The following is a 16,491-nucleotide window of genomic DNA, read 5'->3' as shown; positions in this document are numbered from 1 at the left end:
GAACACGCGGCATCGGCTCCGGTCAGACGATGTTTCGATCCCGGAGATTCACATGGCGTCGAGCCAGCGCACGGTCGATTTCATCGTCGAGCAGATCGCGGCGGCCGGTACGGTATCGGCCCGCAAGATGTTCGGCGAATACGGTATCTATTGCGACGGCAGGATGGTCGCGCTCGTCTGTGACGACCGGCTGTTCGTCAAGCCGACGCCCGAAGGCCGCGCGTATCTCGGCGCGTGCGACGAAGCCCCGCCGTATCCGACCGCGAAGCCGCATCTCGTCATTGCCGGCGATCGCTGGGACGACCGCGAATGGCTGGCGACGCTGATCCGGATCACCGCCGCGCAACTGCCGCTGCCGGTGAAGCGCAGCCGATGACGATCGCGCCGCATGCCGCGCCACGCCGCGTAGCGGGCAGGCGTATTCTGTGACACATGCACGCGACCATCGTGCGCCAGGGAGTACCAGCATGGAGACATCCGGATTTGCGCGCGGCACGCGGCCGGCGCGCCGCGCATGGCACGCGCTCGTCGTGACTCTGTGTGTCGGCTGGAGCGCGTTGTCGTTCGGCGCGGAGGGCGCGAGCGGCGCGGCCGCGCTGCTCGACCGCTACCGCAGCCTTGGGCCCCAACTGAAGGACAACGCGTTTCACCGGCCCGTGGTGCTCGAATCGTCGGAAGCGTCGTCGTCGCTGAAGGGCGACATCTACGCGGTCGTCGATTATCCGTTCGCGGCCGTGAACGGCCAGCTCAACGATCCCGCGCAAGGCCCCGCGAACTGGTGCGCGGTGCTGATCCTGCACCTGAACACCAAGTACTGTCACGCGTCGAGCAGCGGCAACGGCCCGGTGCTCGACGTGAACCTCGGCCGCAAGATCGAGCAAAAGCTGTCGGACACCTATCGCGTGCAGTTCCGCTATCGCGTGGCGGCCGCGACGCCCGATTATTTCCAGGTCGACCTGACCGCCGACAGCGGCCCGATGGGCACGAAGGATTACCGGATCGCGCTCGAGGCCGTGCCGGTCGGCGCGTCGCGCACGTTCCTGCATCTCACGTATTCGTATGGTTTTGGCACGGTCGGCCGGATGGCGATGAAAACCTACCTCGCGACGGTCGGCAGCGACAAGGTCGGGTTCACGACCGTCGGTGCAGCCTCGGCCGGACAGCCGCGGTACGTCGGCGGCGTGCGCGGGCTGCTGGAGCGCAACACGATGCGCTACTACCTCGCGATCGACACGTATCTCGCGACGCTCGACAAGCCGATCGACCAGCGCCTCGCGCGCTGGTTCGACGCGACCGAGCAGTATCCGCAGCAACTGCACGAAGTGGAGCGGGGCGCGTATCTGCAGATGAAAGCGCAGGAGGTGCAGCGGCAGCAGGCGGCGCGATGACGCCGCCTGCCGGCTCGCAGGCTCGGGCGAGCAACCCCGCGACGACGTCGACGATCCGCTGCGGCAGCGCTTCGTCATAAGGCAGCCCCACGGCGCCGCACGTGGCGGTGACGACGGTGGCGGCGCGATCACCGGCTCGACCGGTTCGCCGTCGCGCGTCACGCGGCCGGTCGCGCAATGCACCGTCCACGCGCTGACGCGCACGTGGCACGCGTCGATCACGATCCTCCCTTGAGCAGCCGGTTCGGAGAACACGCGCGGACAGCACGTGCCGGCGATGTCGCGCCATCACGCCCAGCGGTAGATCCGACACCGGTTCAGGCGGTTCTGGCGCTCCGTTTCGATATCGCGCTGGCGCGCCGGGGCCTTCGTGCGTGCAGCGTTGGCGACGACGCTGGCGGCGTGTTCGATCGTGGACTGCATCGTGTGGCTCTCACGACGAAAACCCTGCAGTGCCTCCGCCGGTGCGGCGGGTGTTCCAGGCCGATCCGGCTGCCTCATGCCGGCCAACCGGCCGTCCGGCCATTTCATAAGACGTACAGTTTTCCCGTGATTCGCGATTCTGGCGGAACTGTACTCTTGTTCGCGCGTTCGATGTGTGTACCCGCCACCAACTGTTCTTCTCTTAAGATCCGGTCATCAAGTGCACAGTGCCGCAGATCCAGCTGATCCGGAACCCTGCCGGCGCATCTTCAAGAGAGAGCCAGTGCGATGGAAAAGGCAAAACCGGAGGGGAAGATCAGGAATCACGACGGCCCGCTCGGCGGGCGGAACACGCGCAACACGTGCGTATTGGGCGTACACGGCGGCGCGGCGCCGTGCGCGCCGGCGGGAGACGCGCGATGAAACTCTATGAAAAACTCGCGGACGATATCGAGCGCCTGATCCGCCAGGGCGTGTACCGGCACGGCGACCGGATTCCGTCGGTGCGGCAGGCGAGCCAGCAGCACCGGATCAGCATCACGACCGTACTGCATGCGTATCTGCTGCTGGAAAGCCGCGGGCTGCTCGAAAGCCGGCCGCAGTCGGGCTATTTCGTGAACCTGCGGCGCGACGACAGTCATGCGCCGGTACGCGAGCTGCGGCCGTCGAAGCCGATCGCGATCTCGTCGTCGGTGGATGTAAGCCGGCTCGTGCTGTCGACGTTGCGCTCGATCGGCACGGACGACGCGGTGCCGCTCGGTTCGCCGTATCCGGACCCGAGCCTGTTTCCGTTCGAGAAGCTGAACCGCTACGCATACGCGGCGGGTCGCGACAAGTCGCTGTGGGGCGTGACTGACGGGCTGCCGCCCGGCCATCCGCGGCTGATCAGGCAGATTGCGCGCCGCTATCTGGAAAACGGGATGTCGGTGGACCCGAACGAGATCATCGTGACGGTCGGCGCGACAGAAGCGATCAACCTGTGTCTGCAGGCGGTGGCGAAACCGGGCGACACGATCGCGGTGGAATCGCCGACGTTCTACGCGATGCTGCACGCGATCGAGCGGATGGGGATGAAGGCGATCGAGGTGGCCACGCATCCGGAATACGGGATCGACATCGCGGCGCTGGCCGCGATCGCGAAGTCGCAGCCGATCGCCGCGTGCATGGTGATGCCGAACTTCCAGAATCCGCTGGGTTTCCAGATGCCGGACGAGCGCAAGCGCGAACTGGTTGAGTTCGCAGCGAAGGCCGGGATGCCGCTCATCGAGAACGGCGTGTACAACGAACTGTATTTCGGCGACACACATCCGAGTTCGCTGAAATCCTACGACCGGACCGGGATCGTGCTGCATTGCTCGTCGTTCTCGAAGAGCCTGACGGCCGCGTACCGGATCGGCTGGGCGTTGCCGGGCCGCTACCGCGATCAGGTCGAGAAACTGAAGTTCCTGAATACGCTCGCGACGCCGTCGTTGCCGCAGCTCGCGATCGCGGAGTTTCTCGAACGCGACGGCTACGAGCACCACCTGCGGCGGATTCGCAAGGCGTATGCGCAGCAGGCGAATCTGATGCGCGCGATGGTGTCGCGGTTCTTTCCTGAAGGCACGCGCATGTCGAGCCCGGCGGGTGGGTATGTGCTGTGGGTCGAGCTGCCTGCGCAGGTCGATGCGATGCGGCTGTACCAACTCGCGCTGGAGCAGGGGATCACGATCGGCCCCGGCTACATGTTCTCGATCACGGACAATTACCGGAACTTCATCCGGTTGAATTACAGCAGCCCGTGGTCGCCGGAGATCGAGCAGGCGGTGATCACGGTCGGGAAGCTGGCCGCGGCGTGCATGCGATGAAGGGGCGTTTGCGGTGCGTTGTATTTCGATGAAGAAGCCGGCCTCGTGCCGGCTTTGTTTTTCCAGGCCGGCGCCGACGACCGCGGTCATGGTCGGGGCGTCGATCTCGGCAAAGTGGCTACATCGAAGCGCGCAACCCTGCGCGTTCCGTCATCCCCCCGTCACCGGCGGAAAGAACGCAACCTCGCTATCCTCCCGCACGACGAAGTCCCCGGTCACCATTTCGAGGTTCACGGCCGCCCGCACGGGGCGGTCCATCCGCAGCGCGTCCGCGCTGCGCGCGTCGCGTGCGGCCAGCGTGCCGCGCAGCGCGTCGACGGTGAGTTCGCGGGCATCGATCTCGACGGTTTCTTCATCGATTGCCAGTTGTTCGCGAATGCTCGCGAAGTATTTGATCGTCAGTTTCATTGTGTTGTCTTTAGAAGGAGCGGCGAAATCGGAAAATGCGAAGCGAGCGCGATCAGCCCCAGCGCCGCATCGCCTGGTCGTCGTGCGCCTTCGCCTCGACCCAGCCGGATTCGCCGTCGTGCCGGATCTCCTTCTTCCAGAACGGCGCATGGGTCTTCAGGAAATCCATCAGGAATTCGCACGCATCGAACGCGGACGCACGATGCGCGGCGGCCACCACGACCAGCACGACCGGCTGGCCGAGCGGAATGCGGCCGACACGGTGCACGATCCGCACCGCTTCGAGCCGCCAGCGTGCAGTCGCCTCCTCGACGATGCTCCACAGCGCCTGTTCGGTCATCGTCGGGTAGTGCTCGACTTCCAGTGCGACGACGTCGTCGACATCGCCTTCCTTGCGTACCACCCCAAGAAAATTCACGACCGCACCGACATTCGGATTGCGAACGATCGGCGCAAGCTCCGCACCCGCGTCGATCGGCGCATGCTGCACGCGCACTTCGAAGCCGGCGGCAATCGCGGGCGCCGATTCGGAGTGAGTGCCGGCCGCATCGACGGGCGGCGCGGGGCTGCCGGCACGCAGTGGATCATCCGGCAGCCCGGCGGGGGATTCGGTGAAAGTCGTCATGACAGGTTCTCCAGTGGGCGGCGCATCCGGTGTCGCGCGGCGGCCCGTCAGCCGCCGACGAGCGACATGCGCACGGTCGGATAGGTCTTGCCCGGCGCGCGGGCCGGCCGTGCGGCCCGGCGCTCGGAATAGCGGTCGTCGCGCCGCGTCCAGCGTTCGCGCACGGCGGCGGCGAGGTCGGCGATCGACGCCGCATCGTCGAGCCACGGCCGCAGGTCGGCGCCTTGCGTCGCGAACAGGCACGTATAAAGCTGGCCGTCCGCCGACACGCGGGCGCGCGAACAGGTGCCGCAGAACGGATGCGACACGCTCGCGATGAAGCCGACTTCGCCTGCACCATCGATGTGCGCGCAACGAATCGCGGTGGCGTCGTGCCCCGGTTCGCCGACGAGCACGAGCGGATAGTGCGCGTCGATCAGCTCGCGCATCCGCGCGGCCGGCACGACCTTGTCGCCGGACCAGAAGCTGGCGCCGCCGACGTCCATGTATTCGATGAAACGCACGGCCACGCCCGTGTGCCGGAAGTGCCGCACGAGCGGCAGGATCTGGTCGTCGTTCACGCCGCGCTCGATCACCGCGTTGACCTTGACTGGCGCGAGCCCGGCCGCGTGCGCGGCCTCGATGCCGGCCAGCACGCGCGACACCGGCACGTCGGCGTCGCTCATCCGGCGGAACACAGTGTCGTCGAGCGCATCGAGGCTTACGGTCACGCGCGACAGCCCCGCGTCGCGCAGCGTGCGCGCCTTCGCGGCGAGCAGCGAGCCGTTGGTCGTCAGCGCGATTTCGACGGGCTTGCCGTCGACGGTCGTCAGCGCGGCGAGCCGTTCGATCAGCGCTTCGAGGTGACGGCGCAGCAGCGGCTCGCCGCCCGTGATGCGGATTTTCTCGACGCCGAGCGACGTGAACGCGCGGGCGATCTTTTCCAGTTGCGCGAACGACAATCGTTCGGACGACGGCATGAACGCGTAGTCGGCGCCGAAGTTTTCGCGCGGCATGCAGTAGCCGCAGCGGAAATTGCACTGGTCGATGACGGACAGGCGCAGGTCGCGCAGCGGACGGCCGAGCGTGTCGGACGGGCGGAGGAAAGCACCGGGCGATGCGTCGCCGGATGAAGCGGCGGCGGCCGGCGCGGCGGAAACGATGGCATTCACGATCGGGTCGTCGGCCTGCATGAAGTAAGCGGAGGGGCGTCGCCGCTCGGCCGTGCGTGTGCCGACGTATCGGCGCACAGGTCGTGACGAGCCTCATCGTGAGCATAGTCCGCGGGGTTGGGCCGGCAGAGACACAATCGCGCCCGAATCGCAGGAATACAGTTCGCCGGCCGGGACGCGCGACAGGCGCGGCGAATGGGGCGAACGCGCCGTATCGGATGGAGAGTCGACTTCGCGCTCATGCGAGCCAGCGCGCGAATTCGTAGTACGGAACCGCGTCGCCGCGCGCGATGGTGCGCCCGGCCGGCAGCCGCGCGAGCCCGCTTGCCTGCACCAGCGACTGCAGCGTGCCGGCGCCTTGCTGGCGCAGCGTATCGAGCACGGGCGCACCGTTTGCGTCCACCGTACAGCGTACGCGCACGAAGCGCTCGCGCTGCGCATCCGGCTCGAAGCCGGTGTCGATCGGCAGCGACGGCACGACCGGCATGCACGCGTCGCGCCCCTGCAGGCGTCGGATCAGCGGCGCGACGAATAGTGCGAACGTCGTCATCGCGGCGCCCGGATTGCCGGGCAGCAGCACCACGGGCCGCGTATCGAGCCGCGCGAGCGCGACCGGCTTGCCGGGCTTCATGCGCACGCCGGCGACGACGAACGACGCGCCGAGCGCGGCCAGCGCGGGGCGCAGCAGGTCCTTGTCGCCGACCGACGCGCCGCCGACGCAGATCACGAGGTCGCACTGCGCGTGCAGGTCGCGCAGCGCCCGATCGACGGCGGTCGCCGTATCGGCCGCGTGCACCCTCATCGCGACGTCGGCGCCGGTTCCCGCGACCAGCGCGGCGAGCATCGGCGCATTGCTGTTGTAGATCTGCTGCGGCGCGCGCGGCTCGCCGCACGCGACCAGCTCGTCGCCGGTCGTCAGGATGCCGACGCGCAGCGCCGCGCGCACGTCGATTCGCGCGAAACCTTGCGCGGCGGCCACGCCGACGTGCATCGCGCCCATCCGCACGCCGGCCGGCACGAGCAGCTCGCCGGCGCGCACTTCCTCGCCGCGGCGGCGAATGTGCGACCCGCTGCGCTGGGGCACGTCGAACGTGACACGGCCGTCCCGTTCTTGCGCATGCTCCTGCATCACGACGGTGTCGGCGCCGGGCGGAATCAGGCTGCCGGTGAAGAGGCGGGCGGCCGTGCGCGGCGCGAGCGGCGCCGGCGTATCGCCTGCATAGCAGCGCTGCGCGACACGCAGCGGCTCGCCGTGCGCGAGGTCCGCATGACACACGGCGTAGCCGTCCATCGCGCTGTGGTCGGCCGGCGGCTGGTCGAGCACGGCCGTCAGCGGCGCGGCCAGCACGTGGCCGGCCGCTTGCGCGATCGGCACGGAGGTGGCAGCGTCGAGCGGCGCGAACGCGGCGGCGAATCGTTGCTGCGCGGTATCGAAATCGGACAGGTGCGTCATGAAGAGTGGGCCGGATGCGCCGTTGCGGGCGCGGGTGGGTCGAGGTGAACGGCGGCGGGCGACACGTATTCGACGAAGCCGTCGTTGCGGCAGAAACCGAGCAGCCGCACGCCGGCTTCGCGGGCGACGTCGATCGCGAGCGACGTCGGCGCCGAGATCGTCGCGATCATCGGAATGCCGACCCGCGCGGCCTTGCGCACCAGTTCGTAGCTCGCGCGGCTCGACAGGAACACGAAACCCGCGTGCAGGTCGGCGCGGCGGCGCGCGAGCTGCCCGATCAGCTTGTCGAGCGCGTTGTGGCGGCCGACGTCCTCGCACACGTCGAGCACGGCGCCGTTGCTATCGCACCACGCCGCCGCGTGGATGCCGCCCGTCTCGCGCATCAGCGTCTGCCGGGCCGGCAACGCACGCGCGGCGCACGCCATCGCGTCGGCGCCGATGCCCGCAGCCGTGCCGGCGGCCGCGATACGCGGCGGGTGCAGGTCGAGCTGCGCGATGCTTTCGATGCCGCACACGCCGCAGCCGGTGCGGCCGGCCAGCGCGCGGCGGTGGGCCTTCAGCGCCATGAACGCCTGCTGCGACACGGTCAGCCGTACTTCGGCGCTGCCGGGCCGGCACTCGCTTTCGATGTCGAAGACGTCCGATGCGCGCTCGACGATGCCTTCGCTCAGCGCGAAGCCGAGGCCGAACGCGTCGAGGTCGATCGGCGTCGCCATCATGACCGTGTGCGAGATGCCGTTGAACACGAGTGCAACCGGGGTTTCGTCGACGACGCGATCGACGGTGTCGCGCGCGTCGCCGGCACGATGGCGCGTCACCCGACACGCGGTGCTGCCGGTCGGATCGTCGCGGCGGATGCAGGACTCCATGCAGGTTTCTCCAGGGCGGGGCGGCCGGCGGGCCGGCCGGGCTCGGCGCGTGCGCCGAACCGCGGGAATCGATGCCGCCGGGCGGGCGCCGAAGGGCGCGCGACCGCCGCGGACAGGCGTTGCACGACATGTTAAGTGGAGCGAGCCGCGCGCCCGACGCACAGCGCCGCAACGGAGAAAGCAGTACAGCTGAGCGTCCCGCCGGCATGGTAACTATTTTCCGTGCACACATCTTCGGCGGCGCAGGCAGCACAGTTTCAGCGCACGTTCGATTGATTGCGAGTATCGTTGCAAACGCGATATCGTCGTTCACGCTTCGATGCCGTGCGAGCCACCGTTCGGGTTCGCATGTGTCGTCGCCAAGCCGTCGCGCGATTTCCTGCTTCGAGCGTACGTCCTCACAACCACGAGCAAATTACGGTCATGGAAATCTTCGATGCGTTCCATCTCGCCCGATTGCAATTCGCATTCACGGTGTCGTTCCACATCGTGTTCCCCGCGATCAGCATCGGCATGGCGAGCTTCCTGGCGGTGCTGGAATGGCGCTACCTCGTCACCGGCGACGCCGCCTACAAGTCCATGTTTCAGTTCTGGTCGAAGATCTTCGCGATCGGCTTCGGCATGGGCGTGGTCTCCGGCGTCGTGATGGCGTACGAGTTCGGCACCAACTGGTCCGGGTTCTCGCGCGTCGCGGGCAACATCACCGGGCCGCTGCTCACGTACGAAGTGCTGACGGCGTTCTTCCTCGAAGCCGGCTTCCTCGGCGTGATGCTGTTCGGCTGGCAGCGCGTGAGCCCTCGCGCGCACTTCTTCGCGACGCTGATGGTCGCGGTCGGCACGCTGATCTCGACGTTCTGGATTCTCGCGTCGAACAGCTTCATGCAGACGCCGCAAGGCTACAAGATCGAGAATGGCCTCGTCGTGCCGGTCGACTGGTTCAAGATCGTCTTCAACCCGTCGTTTCCGTACCGTCTCGCACACATGACGATCGCGGCGTTCATCGTCGCGGGCTTCATCGTCGCCGCCTGCGGTGCTTGGCATCTGCTGAAGGGGCGCCGTGACGAACCCGTGAAGCGCAGCTTCTCGATGGCGCTGTGGATGCTGCTGGTGCTCGCGCCGATCCAGATCTTCGTCGGCGACGCGCACGGGCTGAACACGCGCGAATACCAGCCGGCGAAGATCGCGGCGATCGAGGGGCTGTGGGAAACGGAAAAGGGCGGCACCGCGCTGAACCTGGTCGGGCTCCCCGACATGCAGGCCGAAACCACGCGCTATGCGATCCAGGTGCCGCACCTCGGCAGCCTGATCCTCACGCACAGCTGGGACGGCGAGATCCGCGGGCTGAAGGAATTCGCGCCGCAGGACCGCCCGTATTCGCCGATCATCTTCTGGACGTTCCGGATCATGGCCGGCCTCGGGATGCTGATGCTGCTGACCGCGCTGCTCGGGCTGCTGCTGAGAAAGGGCGGGCGCCTGTATGAAACGCGCTGGTTCCAGTGGTTCGTGGTGGCGATGGGGCCGTCGGGCATCGTCGCGCTGCTGGCCGGCTGGATCACGACCGAGGTCGGGCGGCAGCCGTGGACCGTGTACGGCGTGCTGCGCACCATCGACTCGGTCTCCCCGCTCACCGCTCAGCAGGTCGGCGTGTCGCTGCTGGTCTTCGTGGTCGTGTATTTCCTGGTATTCGGAACGGGTATCTACTACATGATGAAACTGATGAAGCGCGGGCCGGCGGCCCAGGCCGGCTACATCGAACTGCACCGGCATCCGGGGCTGCGCAAGAGCGCGCTGTCCACGCCGCTGAACGTCACCGAGGCGGAGTAACCATGCACATCGATCTTCCTGTCGTCTGGGCCGCGATCATCGGCCTCGGCGTATTCATCTACGTGATGCTGGACGGCTTCGATCTCGGCATCGGGCTGCTGTTTCCGTTCTTCGATGCGAAGGCCGAGCGCCAGGTGATGCTCGACACCGTCGCGCCGGTGTGGGACGGCAACGAGACGTTCCTCGTGCTCGGCGGCGCGGGCCTCTATGGCGCGTTCCCGGTCGTGTATTCGACGCTGCTGCCGGCGAACTACCTGCCGCTGGTGCTGATGCTGGTCGGGCTGATCTTCCGGGGCGCGGCGTTCGAGCTGCGCGCGAAAGCGACCCGCACGCAGCACATGTGGGATCTCGCGTTCATCGGCGGCTCGGCGCTGGCCGCGTTCTGCCAGGGGATCGTGCTCGGTTCGCTGCTGCAGGGCATCAAGGTCGAGAACAACCAGTTCGCGGGCGGGCCGTTCGACTGGCTGTCGCCATTCAGCATGATGTGCGGGATCGGCGTGCTCGTCACCTATGCGACGCTCGGCTGCGGCTGGCTGATCCTGAAGGTCGACGGCGAACTGCAGCGCAAGATGCGGTTGCTGATGAAGCCGCTCACGGGCGTGCTGCTCGCGGTGATGGGCGTGGTCAGCCTGTGGACCGTGATCGGGCTGCCGGCCGTCGCGCACCGCTGGTTCGGCAGCGGCAACCTGGGGTGGTTCCTGCCGGTGCCGATCCTCGTCGTCGCATGCGTATGGGGCATCTTCTACGCGGTGAAGCGTACGCACGAGGCCACGCCGTTCCTGCTGACGCTCGCGCTCGTGTTCCTCGGCTACACGGGGCTCGTGATCAGCATCTGGCCGAACATCGTGCCGCCGTCGCTGTCGATCTGGGACGCGTCGTCGAGCCATTCGAGCCAGTTGTTCGCGCTCGTCGGCACCGTGATCGTGCTGCCGATCATCCTCGTGTACAACGCGATGCAGTACCGCGTGTTCCGCGGCAAGGTGCGCGAGGGCGATATCGGCTATCACTGAGCGGCTATCACTGAGCGGCCAGCGAGGTGACGGGGCGCGGCGGGTGCGTATCATCACGCGCAGCGCGGCGCCCGGCCCGGCCCCGACCGAAAAGCGGCCCGCCATGCGCGGGCCGTTGCACATCGGGTGCGGGCGCAACGGGTTGCGTATTCCGGTTTCCTATTCCTTTGCCAGTCGAGAAAACATCATGATCGTCCGACCACGACAGAACTGGCTCCGGATGCTGTTCGTATGGAACGGCTCCGTGCTGCAGTCGATCATTCCGCAGCTCGTGTTCATGGCGATCGTCAGCACGCTGGCGGTCTTCACGAACGGACGCATCTTCGGCGAGAAGATTCCGCTGAACACCGCTCCGTTCACGCTGTTCGGGCTCGCGCTCGCGATCTTCCTCGGGTTTCGCAACAACGCGAGCTTCGAGCGCTTCAAGGAGGCGCGGCATCTGTGGGGCAACCTGCTGATCGCCGCACGCGCCGTGACGTCGCAACTGCATCGCTACCTGCCCGACAACGTGAGTGACGCCGAGCGCAACCGGCTCGCCGATCTGCTGATCGCGCTCGCGTATGCACTGAAGCACCAGTTGCGCCATACCGATCCGACCGCGGACCTGCAGCGCATTCTCGGGGCGGAGCGCACGGCCGCGCTCGGCGGCAAATGCTACAAGCCGGTCGCGATCCTCGACGAGCTGCGCGGCGGCATCGTGCGTGCGCTGGGGCACGCACCCGGCAGCGATGCGACCTGCTGGATGTTCGAGACGCAACTCGACGCGCTCGGCAAGTCGGTCGGCGGTTGCGAGCGCATCCAGTCGACGCCGATCCCGTTTTCGTACAGCGTGCTGCTCCATCGCACCGTGTATGCGTATTGCGTGCTGCTGCCGTTCGGGCTTGTCGATTCGACGGAGTTCTTCACGCCGCTGATCTGCGTGTTCATTTCCTACACGCTGATCGCACTCGAAGCGATCGCGAACGAAGTGGCGGAGCCGTTCGGTCTTGCGCCGAATGCGCTCGCGCTCGATGCGATCACGCGCACGATCGAGCGGTCGGTGCTCGAACTCGGCGATCGGCCGATGCCCGAGGAATTCGTGCCGGCATCGACGTATCAGATCACGTAGGCGGCGGGGGCGGTAGTGTAGTCGTCGGTAAGGTTGATCGGCCGGATCGACGACGGGTGTGTAGACTCGTGCTCGTTCAATGGAGCTCGCACCATGCAATTGCTTGATCACGTGTCGATCGGCGTGCCGGATATCGACCAGGCACGCCCCTTCTACGATGCCGTCATGGCTGCGCTGGGCGCAGCCAAGGTCTATGACCGGCCCAATGCGCTCGGCTATGGCGAACGTTGCAGCGCGAATGACCCGGAGTCGACCTTTCTCGCGGTGTATCTGGATCCCGCCGAAGTCGCGGCGAGCAAGCGGCACTGGTGTTTCAAGGCCGCTTCCCACGAGCAGGTGCATGCGTTTTTCGAGGCTGGCCTCGCAACGGGCGGCCAGTCCGACGGCGCCCCCGGCTTGCGGCCGCAGTACCACGGCGACTATTACGCGGCTTTTCTGGTCGATCCGGCCGGCAACCGGATCGAGGCCGTGTGTCATGCGGCGGCGGAGCGCGTGCGGCCGTGACGGCGCCGCTCAATCGAAATACGTGAGCCCCATCGCACCCTTCACCTCCGCGAGCGTCGCCCCCGCCACTTCCCGCGCATGCAGCGTGCCGCGCTTCAAGATCGCCATCACTTCGGCCTTGTCGGCTTCGAACTCACGACGGCGCGTGCGGATCGGTTCGATCAGCGCTTGCAGCCGCTCGTTCAGCACGCGCTTGACGACGCTGTCGCCGAGGCCGCCGCGGCGATAGTGGGCCTTCAGCTCGTCGACCTTCGCCACGTCCGGCTCGAACGCATCGAGGAACGTGAACACGACGTTGCCCTCGACCTGGCCAGGGTCGCTCACGCGAAGGTGGTTCGGGTCCGTGTACATGTCCTTCACGGCCTGCGCGATCTCGTCCGGCGTCGAGCCGAGCGTGATCGCGTTGCCGAGCGACTTGCTCATCTTCGCCTTGCCGTCGATGCCCGGCAGCCGCGTGACCGCCGACAGCACGGCCTCGCATTCGACCAGCACCGGCTTGTCGACGGTCGCGTTGAAGCGGCGCACGAGTTCGTTGGTCTGCTCGATCATCGGCAACTGATCGTCGCCGACCGGCACGTGCGTCGCCTTGAACGCGGTGATGTCGGCCGCCTGGCTCACCGGGTAGGTCAGGAAGCCGGCCGGGATGTCGCGCTCGAAGCCGCGCAGGCGGATTTCTTCCTTGATGGTCGGATTGCGTTCGAGACGCGCGACCGTGACGAGGTTGAGCAGGTATTGCGACAGTTCGGCGAGTTCGGGCACCTGGGATTGCACGACGATCGTCGAGATCGTCGGATCGATGCCGACGGCGAGATAGTCGAGCGCGACCTCGATCACGTTCTCGGTGACGCGCTGGCGGCGGCCCATGTTGTCGGTCAGCGCCTGCGTATCGGCGAGCAGCAGGAACTGCGTCGCCTCGTGCTGCATCTGCACGCGTGCGCGCAGCGAGCCGATGTAGTGGCCGAGATGCAGCGGGCCGGTCGTGCGGTCGCCGGTGAGGATGGTCGGGCGGGTGGGGTGCGTCATGGTCGTCGTTGCTCCGGGTTATCGAAGCCGCCAGCCATGATGTCAGCGCAGAAACGCAAATGCCGCCATCGCTGGCGGCATCACGTTTGGGACATGCAAAAGGAAACGGGCCGCCTGGGTCAGGCGCGCCACCAGCAATGCACGATCGGCGAGGCGGGTTTCGTTTCCATCGCGGCAGTATAGCGTAGTGCGCGCGCGGACGTGCGCATCAACGGATTACGGATTCCATCGCGAGGTACGCCGTTTCGGCGGACGGCCACAGCAGGTACAGCAGGCCGGCCATCAACAGCCACGCACCGGCGCGTACGAGCGGCGTGCGGTCCTTGTCGCGTGGGGGACGGGTGAGCTGCTTCGATTTCTTCATGCTTGCAGGCGCGGGTGCGCCACTCCAACGGTTACTGCAACGGGTCGCGCGGGGCGAGCCGGGGTGTTGCGCGGAAATGGGTCAACGGGACTTCCCGTGGGGCAGAAGTGTCCGGGGATCTCAAAAAGGGTTCGATCGTATATTCTGAAACGCACGTCTCATGCGAAACGATGCGCATGCTACCAGTTCGGGGCGGTACGCATGGTCAAGGATTGTAGGGTGATGGTCGGAATGGATGGCCTCGTGTCCACGCTACGGGCCGAGGCTCGGGCGTTTCCCCGTTGGGCGCGATTGCCGGTGGCCAATGAAATCGCTTGGAAAAACCGGATGGATCCTCCGGTCTCGTGCGCTCATACCATAACGAGCGCGCGACAATGGGCTCGCTTTTCTTACATGGGTATTCGAAATCGTGCGAAATCAATTACGTTCGACTGCTGCCCGCCGCATTGGCTTCACGCAATTGGTTTCTGTTTTCTTGTGCTTCGCCAGTGCGGCCTGTTCAAGGGGCGATGCGCTTCCGCGGAATATGTCGCTGACTGCCTTCAATCCGCATCGCGGGGCATTTGAGTGCAGGCATGAAGCTGCCGTGGTGCCGCCTGTTGATCCGGAGGCCGATCGCTGGAATCAGCAGGCAATGGCGCTGACCAGTTCCCTGCTGTGGCCGAACCAGCGCGATTACAAGGGCGCTGTCGATTTGTGGACGAAAGCGGCCGAGCGCAAGCACTGGAAGGCCATGCTGAATCTGGCGAATGCGTACGCGCAGGGGGAGGGGGTGGAGCGTGATTCGGAACATGCGGTTCAGATCACCGAACAGGCGATGAAACTGGGTATTCCGGCCGCCTACGATCTGATGGGCACGTACTACATGAACGGGATGGGCGTTAAGCCGGATGCCAGCCGCGCCTATGCATTCTGGCAATTGGCCGCCGATATGGGCAGCCCGAGTTCGATGGCGTATCTGGGCGGCAAGATAGATGCGCTCTATGACGATCCGAAGGCGGGCTTCTGGGGTAATCGCAAGATATCCCTGCAAATGCTGGAATGTGCGGTCGCGTAAGGTAACGGACTTGCTGCATATGAATTGGGAACGACGATCGTCGGCGATCGAGCCGAATTGAGCGAGAACAACGAACGCGCCCTCAAGACGCTGCATGACGGCGTGAAGTTCGGCAGCGCCGAAAGTGCGGCCTATCTGTTCGGTGCGTTTGACGATGGCGATCCCGTGGTCGGCAATATGAAGGATCGTGCCCGCGCCGAGCGCTACAGTGTCCTTGCCGACCGCCTCGAGCGCGACCCCGACCTGCGTCTGCCGAATCTGGACAAGGTCGTGCCGCTGCCGCCCGCCAAGCTGCCCAAGTGGGACGGCAACAAGGAGACGTTGATCGACGCGGCGAAAGCAGTGACGTCCGTGCCGGAGTCGTCGGTCAAACCCGCGGCGCATCCCGTGTCGTAGCGTACGGGGTACGCATACGTGTCCGGTGGCCAGATGCTGCCGGAGAAGCCGCAGGTCGCCGTTCTTCCGCAGGCGGAAACGACGGCCGCGCCTGTCGGTGGTTACCCGCTCCCTGACACCCCGCCGCCCTCGCGCGGTGCCGGCCGACTTCACACCTCCCTCGCACGGTTCGTCCTTGCAGCAGTCCTGCCGAATTTCCGGCAAGGCCGTCGCACATCCCTTTCCCGGAGAACCCCATGCGATATCCATTACAGCACGCCGACCAGGCCGTCGTGGCGCGGCGTCCGTCCGACACCGAACCGCACGTACCCGTGTCGCGAGCGAACCTCGAGGAGGTGTGAGTCATGAGCAACGAAGCACTCGACCCGCTGCTGCGGCAGCTCGCGGAGCGACTCGGACGGCCTCTCAAGCCCGGCGAAGAACAGGCGCTGCTGGAACGGCTGTCGGGCCGGCAAGCAAACCCGCCGACGCCTGCCGCCGGCCCGGCCGCGCCGGCGAGCGCCGCGAAGCCGCCCCTGCCGCAGTTCAAAACCCGGCAAGAGGCGCGCCAACAGATCAAGCATTTTCTGCAGCTCAACCAGCAAAAGGCGTACGAGAAGATGCGCGGCATCCTGCAGACGATCGACACGCAGAACGAGACGACCCTCGACATGCTCGCGTCGGAACAGCGAAAAGTATCGGGCGTACTCGACGCGAACGAGCCGGCCGGCGACGCGCAGGCATCCGGCGCAGCCGGGATCCAGGACAGCACCCGCGAGGCGCTGACGATGATCGGCGAACAACTGACGGGCCTGATCCGTCAGGAAATCGAAACATGCTTCCGGCAATACGGCGATGCGCTCGCCGAAGGGCTCGCCGTCAGGCTCGACGCGATGGAGGACCGGTTGCGCAGCATCGTCGCCGGCCCGGCCGAAGCCGCCGAATCCACCGCTGCCGTTCACGATACGCCCGGCCAAGCGTCCATGGAGTAGCACGCGGGTCATGCGACCGAACGCGAAACCGGCCGGCCCCGATGTGCGACCTCTCAACTACGTGAACCAAGGA

The 16,491-nt window shown here is 66.5% G+C and carries 18 protein-coding genes; 10 read left to right on the top strand and 8 right to left on the bottom strand.

Going from position 1 to position 16,491, the window contains the following annotated elements; genetic code table 11:
* The first annotated feature begins 52 nt into the window (after window positions 1–52).
* Together A9Z05_RS17135 and A9Z05_RS17130 are read left to right on the top strand one after the other, a co-directional pair.
* A complete protein-coding gene (locus A9Z05_RS17135) occupies window positions 53–376 on the top strand; it encodes a TfoX/Sxy family protein (protein WP_069619156.1) in 324 nt (107 codons plus the stop codon).
* A gap of 91 nt (window positions 377–467) precedes the next feature.
* Window positions 468–1,388 carry a hypothetical protein gene (locus tag A9Z05_RS17130; RefSeq protein ID WP_069619155.1) on the top strand — a complete coding sequence of 307 codons (921 nt, stop codon included), beginning with the start codon at window positions 468–470 and terminating at the stop codon, window positions 1,386–1,388.
* Window positions 1,389–1,676: 288 nt separating this feature from the next.
* On the opposite strand, the gene A9Z05_RS37830 is transcribed toward A9Z05_RS17130, so the two are convergent.
* Window positions 1,677–1,811: a hypothetical protein gene (locus tag A9Z05_RS37830; protein WP_256122014.1), complete on the bottom strand. Its 135-nt coding sequence runs from the start codon at window positions 1,809–1,811 to the stop codon at window positions 1,677–1,679.
* A 419-nt stretch (window positions 1,812–2,230) separates the two neighbouring features.
* On the opposite strand from A9Z05_RS37830, the gene A9Z05_RS17125 reads away from it, so the two are divergent.
* On the top strand, window positions 2,231–3,655 hold the full coding sequence (locus A9Z05_RS17125; RefSeq protein WP_069619154.1) for a PLP-dependent aminotransferase family protein: 1,425 nt from the start codon (window positions 2,231–2,233) through the stop codon (window positions 3,653–3,655).
* 150 nt (window positions 3,656–3,805) lie between these two features.
* Here the strand turns inward: A9Z05_RS17125 and moaD are convergent, their stop codons facing one another.
* The 5 genes from moaD to fdhD form a co-directional block, all read right to left on the bottom strand.
* The gene (gene moaD / locus A9Z05_RS17120; RefSeq protein ID WP_069619153.1) at window positions 3,806–4,063 is read right to left on the bottom strand and encodes a molybdopterin converting factor subunit 1; all 258 of its coding nucleotides are present in this window, start codon (window positions 4,061–4,063) and stop codon (window positions 3,806–3,808) included.
* A 52-nt stretch (window positions 4,064–4,115) separates the two neighbouring features.
* Window positions 4,116–4,688: a molybdenum cofactor biosynthesis protein MoaE gene (locus A9Z05_RS17115; protein WP_069619152.1), complete on the bottom strand. Its 573-nt coding sequence runs from the start codon at window positions 4,686–4,688 to the stop codon at window positions 4,116–4,118.
* A gap of 47 nt (window positions 4,689–4,735) precedes the next feature.
* Window positions 4,736–5,860: a GTP 3',8-cyclase MoaA gene (moaA, locus tag A9Z05_RS17110; RefSeq protein ID WP_069619151.1), complete on the bottom strand. Its 1,125-nt coding sequence runs from the start codon at window positions 5,858–5,860 to the stop codon at window positions 4,736–4,738.
* 217 nt (window positions 5,861–6,077) lie between these two features.
* The gene (gene glp / locus A9Z05_RS17105) at window positions 6,078–7,292 is read right to left on the bottom strand and encodes a gephyrin-like molybdotransferase Glp (RefSeq protein ID WP_069619150.1); all 1,215 of its coding nucleotides are present in this window, start codon (window positions 7,290–7,292) and stop codon (window positions 6,078–6,080) included.
* Window positions 7,289–8,161, bottom strand: a complete 873-nt coding sequence (gene fdhD / locus A9Z05_RS17100; protein ID WP_069619149.1) for a formate dehydrogenase accessory sulfurtransferase FdhD — start codon at window positions 8,159–8,161, stop codon at window positions 7,289–7,291. The genes glp and fdhD overlap by 4 nt, the downstream gene beginning before the upstream one ends.
* Window positions 8,162–8,584: 423 nt before the next feature.
* Here fdhD and A9Z05_RS17095 point away from each other — a divergent pair, with 423 nt between their 5' ends.
* The 4 genes from A9Z05_RS17095 to A9Z05_RS17080 all read left to right on the top strand — a co-directional run bounded on the left by A9Z05_RS17095 (window position 8,585) and on the right by A9Z05_RS17080 (window position 12,607).
* Window positions 8,585–9,985, top strand: coding sequence for a cytochrome ubiquinol oxidase subunit I (locus A9Z05_RS17095; RefSeq protein WP_069619148.1), 1,401 nt, complete (start codon window positions 8,585–8,587; stop codon window positions 9,983–9,985).
* 2 nt (window positions 9,986–9,987) lie between these two features.
* Complete coding sequence (cydB, locus tag A9Z05_RS17090) at window positions 9,988–10,995, top strand: cytochrome d ubiquinol oxidase subunit II (protein ID WP_069619147.1); 1,008 nt, start codon at window positions 9,988–9,990, stop codon at window positions 10,993–10,995.
* 187 nt (window positions 10,996–11,182) lie between these two features.
* Window positions 11,183–12,103 (top strand): bestrophin family protein, encoded by a 921-nt coding sequence (locus A9Z05_RS17085; protein ID WP_069619146.1) that lies wholly within the window; start codon window positions 11,183–11,185, stop codon window positions 12,101–12,103.
* Between the two features lie 93 nt (window positions 12,104–12,196).
* Window positions 12,197–12,607, top strand: a complete 411-nt coding sequence (locus A9Z05_RS17080) for a VOC family protein (protein WP_069619145.1) — start codon at window positions 12,197–12,199, stop codon at window positions 12,605–12,607.
* Between the two features lie 9 nt (window positions 12,608–12,616).
* Here A9Z05_RS17080 and trpS read toward each other — a convergent pair whose 3' ends face one another.
* A complete protein-coding gene (trpS, locus tag A9Z05_RS17075; protein WP_069619144.1) occupies window positions 12,617–13,630 on the bottom strand; it encodes a tryptophan--tRNA ligase in 1,014 nt (337 codons plus the stop codon).
* A 208-nt stretch (window positions 13,631–13,838) separates the two neighbouring features.
* A complete protein-coding gene (locus A9Z05_RS36955; RefSeq protein ID WP_176730218.1) occupies window positions 13,839–13,994 on the bottom strand; it encodes a hypothetical protein in 156 nt (51 codons plus the stop codon).
* 409 nt (window positions 13,995–14,403) lie between these two features.
* Here A9Z05_RS36955 and A9Z05_RS37825 point away from each other — a divergent pair, with 409 nt between their 5' ends.
* From A9Z05_RS37825 to A9Z05_RS17065, 3 genes are all read left to right on the top strand, one after another.
* Entirely contained in the window at window positions 14,404–15,051 is a 648-nt protein-coding gene (locus A9Z05_RS37825) for a tetratricopeptide repeat protein (protein ID WP_256122013.1), read from the top strand.
* A gap of 57 nt (window positions 15,052–15,108) precedes the next feature.
* Window positions 15,109–15,447 (top strand): DUF6396 domain-containing protein, encoded by a 339-nt coding sequence (locus A9Z05_RS37820; protein ID WP_256122012.1) that lies wholly within the window; start codon window positions 15,109–15,111, stop codon window positions 15,445–15,447.
* A 344-nt stretch (window positions 15,448–15,791) separates the two neighbouring features.
* Window positions 15,792–16,418, top strand: a complete 627-nt coding sequence (locus tag A9Z05_RS17065) for a hypothetical protein (RefSeq protein WP_069619143.1) — start codon at window positions 15,792–15,794, stop codon at window positions 16,416–16,418.
* Window positions 16,419–16,491: the final 73 nt, after the last annotated feature.

This window comes from Burkholderia sp. A2 (assembly GCF_001729305.1).
In the GTDB taxonomy this organism is placed as follows: domain Bacteria; phylum Pseudomonadota; class Gammaproteobacteria; order Burkholderiales; family Burkholderiaceae; genus Burkholderia; species Burkholderia sola.
This window is presented reverse-complemented; position numbering and strand designations above follow the sequence as displayed.

Coding starts and splice junctions, on each gene's coding strand:
- A9Z05_RS17085 (WP_069619146.1), top strand. CDS start 11,183: ATGATCGTCCGACCACGACAGAACTGGCTCCGGATGCTGTTCGTATGG.
- moaA (WP_069619151.1), bottom strand. CDS start 5,860: ATGCAGGCCGACGACCCGATCGTGAATGCCATCGTTTCCGCCGCGCCG.
- A9Z05_RS17115 (WP_069619152.1), bottom strand. CDS start 4,688: ATGACGACTTTCACCGAATCCCCCGCCGGGCTGCCGGATGATCCACTG.
- A9Z05_RS17080 (WP_069619145.1), top strand. CDS start 12,197: ATGCAATTGCTTGATCACGTGTCGATCGGCGTGCCGGATATCGACCAG.
- A9Z05_RS17135 (WP_069619156.1), top strand. CDS start 53: ATGGCGTCGAGCCAGCGCACGGTCGATTTCATCGTCGAGCAGATCGCG.
- fdhD (WP_069619149.1), bottom strand. CDS start 8,161: ATGGAGTCCTGCATCCGCCGCGACGATCCGACCGGCAGCACCGCGTGT.
- cydB (WP_069619147.1), top strand. CDS start 9,988: ATGCACATCGATCTTCCTGTCGTCTGGGCCGCGATCATCGGCCTCGGC.
- A9Z05_RS17125 (WP_069619154.1), top strand. CDS start 2,231: ATGAAACTCTATGAAAAACTCGCGGACGATATCGAGCGCCTGATCCGC.
- A9Z05_RS17065 (WP_069619143.1), top strand. CDS start 15,792: ATGAGCAACGAAGCACTCGACCCGCTGCTGCGGCAGCTCGCGGAGCGA.
- A9Z05_RS17095 (WP_069619148.1), top strand. CDS start 8,585: ATGGAAATCTTCGATGCGTTCCATCTCGCCCGATTGCAATTCGCATTC.
- moaD (WP_069619153.1), bottom strand. CDS start 4,063: ATGAAACTGACGATCAAATACTTCGCGAGCATTCGCGAACAACTGGCA.
- A9Z05_RS17130 (WP_069619155.1), top strand. CDS start 468: ATGGAGACATCCGGATTTGCGCGCGGCACGCGGCCGGCGCGCCGCGCA.
- glp (WP_069619150.1), bottom strand. CDS start 7,292: ATGACGCACCTGTCCGATTTCGATACCGCGCAGCAACGATTCGCCGCC.
- trpS (WP_069619144.1), bottom strand. CDS start 13,630: ATGACGCACCCCACCCGCCCGACCATCCTCACCGGCGACCGCACGACC.
- A9Z05_RS37830 (WP_256122014.1), bottom strand. CDS start 1,811: ATGCAGTCCACGATCGAACACGCCGCCAGCGTCGTCGCCAACGCTGCA.
- A9Z05_RS36955 (WP_176730218.1), bottom strand. CDS start 13,994: ATGAAGAAATCGAAGCAGCTCACCCGTCCCCCACGCGACAAGGACCGC.